Source organism: Kitasatospora sp. NPDC101183, from assembly GCF_044767945.1.
GTDB lineage: Bacteria > Actinomycetota > Actinomycetes > Streptomycetales > Streptomycetaceae > Kitasatospora.
Genome location: NZ_JBIWOW010000039.1, coordinates 43,694 through 54,217, shown reverse-complemented (window position 1 = coordinate 54,217; position 10,524 = coordinate 43,694). Strand labels below are relative to the sequence as shown.

8 protein-coding genes and 1 rRNA gene are annotated in these 10,524 nt (G+C 72.7%); 7 read left to right on the top strand and 2 right to left on the bottom strand.

What is annotated here, in order from left to right:
* The 5 genes from rrf to ACIRRS_RS35410 form a co-directional block, all read left to right on the top strand.
* A 5S ribosomal RNA gene (gene rrf / locus ACIRRS_RS35430) occupies window positions 1-92 on the top strand; the annotation flags it as partial.
* A gap of 273 nt (window positions 93-365) precedes the next feature.
* Window positions 366-3,011 (top strand): ATP-binding protein, encoded by a 2,646-nt coding sequence (locus ACIRRS_RS35425; protein WP_402980153.1) that lies wholly within the window; start codon window positions 366-368, stop codon window positions 3,009-3,011.
* Window positions 3,012-3,076: 65 nt separating this feature from the next.
* A complete protein-coding gene (locus tag ACIRRS_RS35420; RefSeq protein WP_045703856.1) occupies window positions 3,077-3,757 on the top strand; it encodes a response regulator in 681 nt (226 codons plus the stop codon).
* 101 nt (window positions 3,758-3,858) lie between these two features.
* On the top strand, window positions 3,859-4,272 hold the full coding sequence (locus tag ACIRRS_RS35415; protein WP_402980150.1) for an OB-fold nucleic acid binding domain-containing protein: 414 nt from the start codon (window positions 3,859-3,861) through the stop codon (window positions 4,270-4,272).
* Window positions 4,269-5,051: a DUF3159 domain-containing protein gene (locus ACIRRS_RS35410; protein WP_402980147.1), complete on the top strand. Its 783-nt coding sequence runs from the start codon at window positions 4,269-4,271 to the stop codon at window positions 5,049-5,051. Before ACIRRS_RS35415 ends, ACIRRS_RS35410 begins: the two co-directional genes overlap by 4 nt.
* 73 nt (window positions 5,052-5,124) lie before the next feature.
* Here ACIRRS_RS35410 and ACIRRS_RS35405 read toward each other — a convergent pair whose 3' ends face one another.
* Window positions 5,125-5,796 (bottom strand): potassium channel family protein, encoded by a 672-nt coding sequence (locus tag ACIRRS_RS35405; RefSeq protein WP_402980144.1) that lies wholly within the window; start codon window positions 5,794-5,796, stop codon window positions 5,125-5,127.
* Window positions 5,796-6,464: a potassium channel family protein gene (locus tag ACIRRS_RS35400; protein WP_402980141.1), complete on the bottom strand. Its 669-nt coding sequence runs from the start codon at window positions 6,462-6,464 to the stop codon at window positions 5,796-5,798. Before ACIRRS_RS35400 ends, ACIRRS_RS35405 begins: the two co-directional genes overlap by 1 nt.
* A gap of 268 nt (window positions 6,465-6,732) precedes the next feature.
* On the opposite strand from ACIRRS_RS35400, the gene ACIRRS_RS35395 reads away from it, so the two are divergent.
* Both ACIRRS_RS35395 and ACIRRS_RS35390 read left to right on the top strand, forming a co-directional pair.
* A complete protein-coding gene (locus ACIRRS_RS35395; protein WP_402980164.1) occupies window positions 6,733-8,808 on the top strand; it encodes an APC family permease in 2,076 nt (691 codons plus the stop codon).
* A 365-nt stretch (window positions 8,809-9,173) separates the two neighbouring features.
* Window positions 9,174-10,520: a class I SAM-dependent RNA methyltransferase gene (locus ACIRRS_RS35390; RefSeq protein ID WP_402980161.1), complete on the top strand. Its 1,347-nt coding sequence runs from the start codon at window positions 9,174-9,176 to the stop codon at window positions 10,518-10,520.
* Window positions 10,521-10,524: the final 4 nt, after the last annotated feature.

The following is a 10,524-nucleotide window of genomic DNA, read 5'->3' as shown; positions in this document are numbered from 1 at the left end:
CGCCCGGTTACATTCCGAACCCGGAAGCTAAGCCTCATAGCGCCGATGGTACTGCAGGGGGGACCCTGTGGGAGAGTAGGACGCCGCCGAACAATCATTCCGAAAAGACCCCCTCCCAATCGGGAGGGGGTCTTTTTGCTTTTCCGGGCCGGCGAACTCCGCCCGTACGTACACCCTGCTCCACCCCGCCGGTTGGGGGGTTCAGCGGCCGTCTCCTGGTGTGACACCGTCAATATGCCGCTAAAAGAGCCTGCTCAGAGCACGGATCTGCGGAAAATCCCCTCTCACGCCGTAGTCTCGAAGGGGGAGGGGAACAGGTGTCCGGGGGGTGGCTCCCGGGCTGGGCCGGATCAAGAATGGTGCTCATGGGACGAGGCAGGCTGCGGATCTACCTCGGGGCGGCCCCCGGGGTCGGCAAGACGTACGCCATGCTCGCCGAGGCGCACCGGCGCCGGGAGCGGGGCACGGACGTCGTGGTGGCGTTCGTGGAGGACCACGGCCGGCGGCGGACCGCGGACATGGTGGCGGGGCTGGAGATCGTGCTCCGGCAGCAGGTGGTGCACCGGGAGGCCAGGTTCTCCGAGATGGACCTGGACGCCGTGCTCGCCCGTCGCCCCGAGGTGGCGCTGGTGGACGAGCTGGCGCACACCAATGTGCCGGGCTGCCGCAACGCGAAGCGCTGGCAGGACGTCGAGGAGCTGCTCGCGGCGGGCATCGACGTGATCTCCACCGTGAACGTCCAGCACCTGGAGTCGCTGGGCGACGCCGTCGAGGGCATCACGGGCGTGCGTCAGCGCGAGACCGTCCCGGACGAGGTCGTGCGCCGGGCGGACCAGATCGAGCTGGTCGACATGTCCCCGCAGGCGCTGCGGCGGCGGCTGGCGCACGGCAACGTGTACGCGCCGGAGAAGATCGACGCCGCCCTCGCCAACTACTTCCGGCCCGGCAACCTGACGGCGCTGCGCGAGCTGGCGCTGCTGTGGACCGCGGACCGGGTGGACGAGTACCTGCAGAGGTACCGGGCCGAGCAGGGCATCGAGGGCATCTGGCAGGCCCGCGAGCGGATCGTGGTCGGCCTGACCGGAGGCGCCGAGGGGGCGACGCTGATACGGAGGGCGGCCCGCATCGCGGCGCGCGTCTCCGGCGGCGAGCTGCTCGCCGTGCACATCTCCCGCTCGGACGGCCTGGCGGGCTCCAGCTCGCCGCAGACGCTGATCGAGCAGCGGGCCCTGGTGGAGAGCCTCGGCGGCTCCTTCCACAACGTCCTGGGCGACGACCCCGCCGCCGGGCTGCTGGACTTCGCGCGCGGGGTGAACGCGACGCAGATCGTGCTGGGCACCAGCCGCAGGCCGGGCTGGCAGTACCTGTACGGGCCGGGGGTCGGCACGACGGTGACCCGGGAGGCCGGGGACATCGACGTCCACATGGTCACCCACGAGCACGCCGGGCACGTCAAGCGCAACAAGGTGCCCGTGCGGCGGGTCACCGACCTGGGGCGCACCCGGACGGTGGCGGGCTGGCTGATCGGGCTGGCCGGGCCGCCGCTGCTGGCGGTGGTGCTGACGGCGATCGGCGGGCTGGGCCTGTCCACGGACATGCTGCTGTTCCTGTCGCTGACGGTGCTGGCCGCCCTGGTCGGCGGGCTGCTGCCGGCGATCGGGTCGGCGCTGGTCGCCTCCTCGGTGCTGAACTACTACTTCACGCCGCCGCTGCACACCTTCACCATCAACGAGCCGCAGAACATCATGGCGGTGGCGATCTTCACCATCGTCGGCATCTCCGTCGCCTCGGTGGTCGACCTCGCGGCCCGGCGCACCCACCAGGCGGCCCGGGCCCAGACGGAGGCGCAGACGCTCAGCGCCCTCGCCGGGACGGTGCTGCGCGGCGCCCCGAACGGGGACGGCGTGCTGACGGCGCTGATGGAGCAGGTGCGGGAGACCTTCGGGCAGGAGAGCGCCGTCCTGCTGGAGCGGCCCGAGCCGATGGCCCCCTGGGTGCCGGTGGCCTCCGCCGGGCCGCGCCCGCCGGAGCGGCCCGAGGACGCCGACGTGGACGTGCCGGTCGGCGACAGCCTGGCCCTGGTGCTGCGCGGCCGGGTGCTGCCCGGCGCGGACCGCAGGCTGCTCGGCGCCTTCGCCGCCCAGGCCGCCGTGGTGCTGGAGCGCCGCCGGCTGGCCCGGGAGGCCGCCTCGGCCCGGCGGGAGGCGGAGGGCAACCGCATCCGCACCGCCCTGCTGGCCGCCGTCTCGCACGACCTGCGCACCCCGCTGGCCGGGATCAAGGCCTCGGTGAGCTCGCTGCGGTCGGCCGACGTCGACTGGGACCCGGAGGACGAGGCCGAGCTGCTCGCCGGCATCGAGAACGGGGCCGACCGGCTCGACCACCTGATCAACAACCTGCTCGACATGAGCCGGCTGCACACCGGCACCGTCACCCCGCTGATCCAGGAGACCGACCTTGACGAGGTGGTCCCGTACGCGCTCGGCGGCGTCGCCCCCGAGGCCGTGCGGCTGGAGGTGCCGGAGACCCTGCCGATGATCCGGGCGGACGGCGGGCTGCTGGAGCGCTCGCTCGCCAACCTGGTCGAGAACGCCGTCAAGTACAGCCCTGAGGGCGTGAAGGTGCTGGTCAAGGCCGACGCGCTGCGGCGCCCCGGCGGGCCCGACCGGGTCGAGCTGCGGATCGTGGATCGGGGCCCCGGCGTGCCGGAGGAGGCCAAGGAGCGGATCTTCGCGCCGTTCCAGCGCTACGGGGACGCCCCGCGCGGCGCCGGCGTGGGCCTGGGGCTCGCGGTGGCGCGGGGGTTCGTCGAGGCGATGGACGGCACGGTCACCGCCGAGGACACCCCGGGCGGCGGCCTCACCATGGTCGTCAGCCTGCCCGCCGCCGAGCGGCCGCCGGAGCCGCCGGAGTCGGCCGAGCCGTCGGAGCCGTCGGAGGCGTCCGAGCGGCCCGCGCCGGAGGAACCGGGAGACGATGGCCGTGATCCGCTCTCGCGGCTGATCACGTGACACAGCACCTTCCCCAGTCATCCAGAGTCATCAAGTCAGACAGCCCTGAAAGGCGGAGCCCGTAAATGACCCGGGTCCTCGTCGTGGACGACGAACCGCAGATCGTCCGCGCGCTGGTGATCAACCTCAAGGCCCGCAAGTACGAGGTCGACGCGGCCCATGACGGCGCCGGCGCCCTGGAACTGGCAGCCGCCCGCCATCCGGACGTCGTCGTCCTGGACCTGGGGCTGCCCGACATGGACGGCGTCGAGGTGATCCGCGGCCTGCGCGGCTGGACGCGGGTGCCGATCATCGTGCTGTCGGCCCGGCACGCCTCGGACGAGAAGGTCGAGGCGCTGGACGCCGGCGCCGACGACTACGTGACCAAGCCCTTCGGCATGGACGAGCTGCTCGCCCGGATGCGGGCCGCGGTGCGGCGCGCGGAGCCCGTCGCGGGGGAGGACGACTCGCTCGTCGTCACCGAGAGCTTCACCGTCGACCTCGCCGCGAAGAAGGTCAACCGGGACGGCACCGACGTGCGCCTCACCCCGACCGAGTGGCACCTGCTGGAGGTGCTGGTCCGCAACGCCGGCCGGCTCGTCAGCCAGACCCAGCTGCTCCAGGAGGTGTGGGGGCCCGCCTACCGCACCGAGACCAACTACCTGCGGGTCTACCTCGCCCAGCTGCGGCGGAAGTTGGAGCGCGACCCCTCGCACCCGCGCCACTTCATCACCGAACCGGGCATGGGCTACCGCTTCGAGAGCTAGTGCGAGCCGGTGCGGGAGCCGCCTCGCGCGGTGCCCCCGGAGAGTGACCCCCGGCGGCCGACGCCTGCCGCCGGGGGGCCGGAAACCGGTACCCTTCCGGCATGAGTGGTGACAAGAACGGCGACCAGCCCCAGGGCCGCCTGCGCCGCATGCTCAGCCGGCTTACCTCCTCGGCCGAGGAGCTGCAGGCGGAGGAGCTGCGCCAGGAGAGCGCCGCGGAGTCGGGCAGCCGTCCGATCGCCGCCTGCGGCGACCGCGACCTGGTCACCGTCGCGGGCACGCTGCGCACGGTGACGCTCCGCCCGCGGGCCGGGGTGCCGGCGCTGGAGGCCGAACTCTTCGACGGCACCGAGGCGTTGGACGTGGTGTGGCTCGGCCGCCGCTCGATCGCGGGCATAGAGCCGGGCCGCCGGCTCGTCGCCAGCGGCCGGATCAGCCACGCACGCGGGCGCCGCGTGCTGTTCAACCCCCGATACGAGCTGCGTCCGGTCGGACACGGGAGCGAATCAGCGTGAGCAACCAGCCCGGCGGCGACGCCGCCACCCGGCTCGGCCCGGACCAGGCCGCCCAGGACACCTCGGTATACGCCCAGGCGGACGGGACCCCGGTGCCGCTGACCCCCGAGGAGGAGGCCGCCCGCAGGGCCGCCGCCTCCAAGGAGGCCGCCGACACCGTGCTCAAGGCCTTCGGCGGCGTGCGCGGCATGATCGACATGACGCTGCCCGGCCTGGTCTTCATCGTCACCTACAACCTGACCCACGAGGTCAGCAAGGCCGCCTGGGCCGCGCTCGGCCTCAGCGCGCTGTTCGTGGTGGCCCGGCTGGCCCGGCGGGAGACCATCCAGCACGCCTTCAGCGGCGTCTTCGGCGTCGCGCTCGGCGCCTGGATCGCGATGAAGAGCGGCAAGGCCGAGGACTTCTACCTGCCCGGCCTGCTGTGGAACGTCGCCTACTGCGCCGGCTTCGCCGTCTCCGCCCTGGTGCGCTGGCCGATGATCGGCCTGATGCTCGGCCCGATCACCGGCGAGATGTTCACCTGGCGCAAGGAGAACCCGGGCCGCTTCTCCGCCTACACCAAGGCGACCTGGGCCTGGGTGGTGATCATGGGCCTCAAGCCGGTGATCCTCTTCCCGCTGTACTTCACCCACAACGTCAACCTGCTCGGCTGGCTCAAGGTCGCCCTCGGCATCCCGCCGATGCTGCTGGCCATGTACGTCACCTGGCAGATCCTGCTCAAGGCGCCGCCGCCGATCAAGGCGCAGCTGGAGGAGGACGAGGAGCAGCCGGCGAAGTAGCCGCGCCCCCGGACCGAACGGCAGGGCCCGAACCCCACCCGGGGTTCGGGCCCTGCGCCGTGAACGGCCGGTGCTACTGGGCGCCGGAGGTCGCCGAGAGCAGCTGCTCCAGCTCCTCCTCGCGCTCCTGCGCGGCGACGAAGAGCAGCTCGTCGCCGCCCTCCAGGGTGTCGTCCTTGCCCGGCACGAGCACCCGGCCCTCGCGGATGATCGTCACCAGCGCGGTGTCCTGCGGCCAGGCGACGTCGCCGACGCGGGTGCCGACCAGCTCGGTGTCGGCGGCCAGGGTCAGCTCGACCAGGTTGGCGTTGCCCTGGCTGAAGCGCATCAGGCGCACCAGGTCGCCGACGCTGACGGCCTCCTCGACCAGCGCGGACATCAGGCGCGGGGTGGACACGGCCACGTCCACGCCCCAGGACTCGTTGAAGAGCCACTCGTTCTTCGGGTTGTTCACCCGGGCGACGACCCGCGGCACCGCGTACTCGGTCTTGGCGAGCAGCGAGACGACCAGGTTGACCTTGTCGTCGCCCGTCGCGGCGATCACCACGTGGCAGCGCTGCAGGGCGGCCTCGTCCAGGGAGGTGATCTCGCAGGCGTCCGCGAGCAGCCACTCCGCCATGGGGACCCGCTCCACGGAGATGGAGTTGGGGTTCTTGTCGATCAGGAGGACCTCGTGGCCGTTCTCCAGCAGCTCGCCCGCGATCGAGCGGCCGACGGCACCGGCCCCGGCAATGGCGACCCGCATCAGTGACCCTCCTCCTTCGGCCCCTGCGCGAACGCGGCCTCGACCGCCGTCAGGTCGCCCCGGCGCAGCATCACGTGCACCAGGTCGCCCTCCTGCACCACCATCTGCGGCGAGGGCAGCACGCCCTCACCGAGCCGGGTGACGAACGCCACCCGGGTGCCGGAGGCCTCCTCCAGCCTGCTGACGCGCTGGCCCACCCAGGCGGGGTCGTACGCGACCTCGGCGAGCTGCACGCCGCCGCTCGGGTCCTGCCACAGCGGCTCGGCGCCGCTCGGCAGCAGCCGGCGCAGCATCTGGTCGGCCGTCCAGCGGACGGTGGCGACCGTCGGGATGCCCAGGCGCTGGTAGACCTCGGCGCGGCGGGGGTCGTAGATCCGGGCCGCGACGTTCTCCACGCCGAAGGTCTCCCGGGCCACGCGCGCGGCGATGATGTTGGAGTTGTCGCCGCTGGAGACGGCGGCGAAGGCCCCGGCCTCCTCGATGCCGGCCTCGCGCAGGGTGTCCTGGTCGAAGCCGACGCCGGTCACCCGGCGCCCGTTGAACCCGGCGCCCAGGCGGCGGAACGCCGTCGGGTCCTGGTCGACCACGGAGACCGAGTGGCCTTGTTTCTCCAGGGCTCTCGCGAGGGCCGAGCCCACGCGGCCGCAGCCCATGATGACGATGTGCACCGGCGCTACCTCACGCGTTCCGTTGGGGTCTTGACCTGCGCAAACACCGATCATCTCCGTTTCCCGCCCGGCGTTGGGCCGGGCGAGTGCTGTGTGGGGGTCCGGCTCGGCAACGCCTCGAACCGCGTCGACGAGGGTCGACAACGTCAGTGTTGCCCGCCGGCTCGTATCCGACACGCTAGCCGGTCCGCACAACGCAGTCTCGACGAAGGGGGGTAACTCCGGCGCAAGCCCGGACGGGGAACCCCTACGATTCCTTAACGTGCCTATGCCGACTGACCTTCCGAAACGCATCCTGATCGGGCGTGCGCTGCGCAGCGACAAGCTGGGCGAAACCCTGCTCCCCAAGAGGATCGCGCTGCCCGTCTTCGCCTCGGACGCGCTCTCCTCGGTCGCGTACGCCCCCGAGGAGATCCTGCTCACGCTCTCCGTCGCCGGGGCCTCGGCGATCCACTTCTCCTGGCAGATCGGCGTCGTCGTGGCGATCGTGATGCTCGCCGTGGTCGCCTCCTACCGGCAGAACGTCCACGCCTACCCCAGCGGGGGCGGGGACTACGAGGTCGCCACCGTCAACCACGGCCCCAACGCGGGCCTGGTCGTGGCGAGCGCGCTGATGGTGGACTACGTGCTGACCGTCGCCGTGTCCACCGCCTCGGGGGTGGCCAACGTCGTCTCGGCCGTCCCGGCGCTGCGCGGGCACGAGCCGATCGTGGCGGTGGTCGTGATCGTCGTGCTGATGGGGATGAACCTGCGCGGGGTGCGCGAATCCGGCTCGGCGTTCGCCGTCCCCACGTACGCGTTCATGATCGGCGTGATCGGGATGGTCGGCTACGGCTTCTTCCGGCACGTGGTGCTCGGGCAGGACATGCCCTCCGAGAGCTCCGGCTTCACGCTGGAGGCGACCGCGGGCAACGGCTCGCTGGCCGGGTTCGCGATGGTGTTCCTGCTGCTGAAGTCCTTCTCCTCCGGCTGCGCCGCGCTCACCGGCGTGGAGGCGATCTCCAACGGCGTGCCGGCCTTCCGCAAGCCGAAGAGCAGGAACGCGGCCACGACGCTGCTGATGATGGCCTCCATCGCCGTGGTGATGTTCATGGGCATCATCTGGCTGGCCAGTCTCACCCACGTGCAGATGGCCGAGAACCCGGGCGAGCAGCTCGTCGGCTCCGGGCCCGGCTACCACCAGAAGACGGCGCTGGCGCAGATCAGCGAGGCCGTGTTCTCCAACTTCACGCCCGGCTTCTACTTCGTCGCCGCCGTCACCGGCCTGATCCTGGTGCTCGCCGCCAACACCGCCTTCAACGGCTTCCCCGTGCTCGGCTCGATCCTGGCCCAGGACCGCTACCTGCCCCGGCAGCTCCACACCCGCGGCGACCGGCTGGCCTTCTCCAACGGCATCATCCTGCTGGCGATCGCCGCGATCGTGCTGGTCCTGGCCTTCGACGCGGACCCGAACCGGCTGATCCAGCTGTACATCGTCGGCGTCTTCGTCTCCTTCAACATGAGCCAGTCCGGGATGATCCGGCACTGGACGCGGCTGCTGCGCACCGAGACGGACCCGGCCGAGCGCCGGCACATGCAGCGCAGCCGGGCGATCAACACCTTCGGCCTGGTGATGACCATGGCCGTGCTGATCGTCGTCCTGGTCACCAAGATCAGCCACGCCTGGATCGCGATCGCGGCGATGGCCGTGCTGTTCGTGATGATGAAGGGCATCCGCCGCCACTACGACCGGGTCTCCGAGGAGCTCACCGCCGTCGAGGAGGCGGAGGCCGCGGTGATGCCCACCCGGGTGCACGCCGTCGTGCTGGTCTCCAAGCTGCACAAGCCGGCGCTGCGGGCCCTCGCGTACGCGCGGCTCGCCCGGCCGCACACGCTGGAGGCGATCACCGTCAACGTCGACCCGGCGGACACGGCGGCGCTGCGGCGGGAGTGGGACGAGCGGGGCATCGAGGTGCCGCTCAAGGTGCTCGACTCGCCGTACCGGGAGATCACCGGGCCGGTGCTGGACTACGTGAAGAACCTGCGCCGCAGCAGCCCGCGCGAGGTGGTGTCGGTGTACATCCCCGAGTACGTGGTGGGGCGCTGGTACGAGCACCTGCTGCACAACCAGAGCGCGCTGCGGCTCAAGGGGCGGCTGCTGTTCAAGCCCGGGGTGATGGTCACCTCGGTGCCGTGGCAGCTGGAGTCCTCCGAGCGGCGCAGGCCGCAGAAGGCGTGGTCGGCGCCGGGCGCCGTCCGCCGTGGCGAGCCGCGGGCGCCGAAGGCCGTACAGTCGAAGGATTCCGACAGGACCGGCCAGCGGGCCGGTGCCTCCGCCGACCGCAGCAAGGACTCCGCCCAGTGACCCGCAACACTCCGCCCCGTTCCTCGGGTTCCTCCGGCAAGGGCAAGGGCGCCGCCCGCCGGGGCGGCTCCCAGCCCGGGCAGGTCGCCCGGCCGCGCTGGGGCAAGCCGTCCCGCCCGGAGGCCACCGACCGCGACGGGCTGACGGCGCGCACGGCGCCGGTCGTGCCGGGGGAGCCGGAGCCGCGCACGGCGGAGAGGACGGCGAAGCCGGCCAAGGCAGCCGGTACGGCCAAGGCGGCCAAGGCGGCCAAGGCCGCGAAGACGGAGAAGGGCGCGGCCTCCGGCGCCTCCGGTGCTTCCGGCGGCGCGGCCGGCGCGGGCCGCAAGGCGCCGCGCAAGCAGACCGTCCGGCCGCCGAAGGCCGTGCGCGCCGCCCCCGCGCGGCCGCAGCGGCAGGCGCCGTCCGGGGACCCGCTGGCCGGGCAGCGCTACGAGGTGGAGGTCGGCCCCGTCGCGCACGGCGGCGGGCACTGCGTGGCCCGGCACGAGGGGCGGGTGCTGTTCGTGCGGCACGCGCTGCCCGGGGAGAGGGTCGTCGCGCTGGTGACCGAGGGCACCAGCACCTCGCGCTTCCTGCGCGCGGACGCGGTGGAGGTCCTGGAGCCGGCCAAGGAGCGCATCGAGGCGCCCTGCCCGTTCTCCGGGCCCGGCAAGTGCGGCGGCTGCGACTGGCAGCACGTCACCCCGGGCGGGCAGCGCAAGCTCAAGGCCTCGGTGCTGACCGAGCAGCTGGCCAAGCTGGCCGGGCTCACCCCGGCCGAGGCGGGCTGGGACGGCAGCGTGGAGCCGGTCGGCGGCAAGACGCCGGCCGGTCAGGTGCCGAACTGGCGCACCCGGGTGCAGTACACGGTGGACGCGCACAGCGGCAAGGTCGGGCTGCGCAAGCACCGCTCGCACGACGTGCAGCCGATCGACCACTGCCTGATCGCCGCCGAGGGCGTCACCGAGCTGGGCGTCGAGGCCCGCGACTGGCCGGGCGTCGCCACCGTCGAGGTGATCGCGGCGACGGGCTCCTCGGACCGCCAGGTCGTCCTGACCCCGCGCGACGGCGCCCAGCTGCCGATCGTCGAGCTGGACAAGCCCGTCTCGATCGCCCGGGTGGACGCGCAGGGCGACGTGCACAAGGTGCACGGGCGCTCCTTCGTGCGCGAGCGCGCCGTCGGGCGGACCTGGCGGGTCAGCGACGGCGGCTTCTGGCAGATCCACCCGGAGGCGCCGGAGACCCTGGTCGACGCGGTGCTGGAGGGCCTGGACCCGCAGTGGGGCGAGAGCGCGCTCGACCTGTACTGCGGCGTGGGCCTGTTCGCGGGCGCGCTGGCCGACCGGGTCGGCGAGGACGGCGCGGTGCTCGGCATCGAGTCCTCCAAGCAGGCCGTGGCCGACGCCCGGCACAACCTGGCCGTGCTGGACAACGTGCGCATCGAGTGCGACCGGGTCGAGACGCTGCTGCCGCGCACCGGCATCACCGCCACCGACCTGATCGTGCTGGACCCGCCGCGCTCGGGCGCCGGGCGGGAGACCGTCGCGCACCTGGTCGGCCTGGAGGCGCGGCGGATCGCGTACGTGGCCTGCGACCCGGCGGCGCTGGCGCGGGACCTGGCGTTCTTCCGCGAGGGCGGGTACCGGCCGGTGTCGCTGCGGGCCTTCGACCTGTTCCCGATGACGCACCACTTCGAGTGCGTGGCGATCCTGGAGCCCGTCGGGGAGTGACGCC

What these genes read in the sequence shown, in the direction of transcription:
- ACIRRS_RS35415 (WP_402980150.1), top strand. Translation starts at nt 3,859, where the DNA reads ATGAGTGGTGACAAGAACGGCGACCAGCCCCAGGGCCGCCTGCGCCGC.
- ACIRRS_RS35405 (WP_402980144.1), bottom strand. Translation starts at nt 5,796, where the DNA reads ATGCGGGTCGCCATTGCCGGGGCCGGTGCCGTCGGCCGCTCGATCGCG.
- ACIRRS_RS35420 (WP_045703856.1), top strand. Translation starts at nt 3,077, where the DNA reads ATGACCCGGGTCCTCGTCGTGGACGACGAACCGCAGATCGTCCGCGCG.
- ACIRRS_RS35395 (WP_402980164.1), top strand. Translation starts at nt 6,733, where the DNA reads ATGCCGACTGACCTTCCGAAACGCATCCTGATCGGGCGTGCGCTGCGC.
- ACIRRS_RS35425 (WP_402980153.1), top strand. Translation starts at nt 366, where the DNA reads ATGGGACGAGGCAGGCTGCGGATCTACCTCGGGGCGGCCCCCGGGGTC.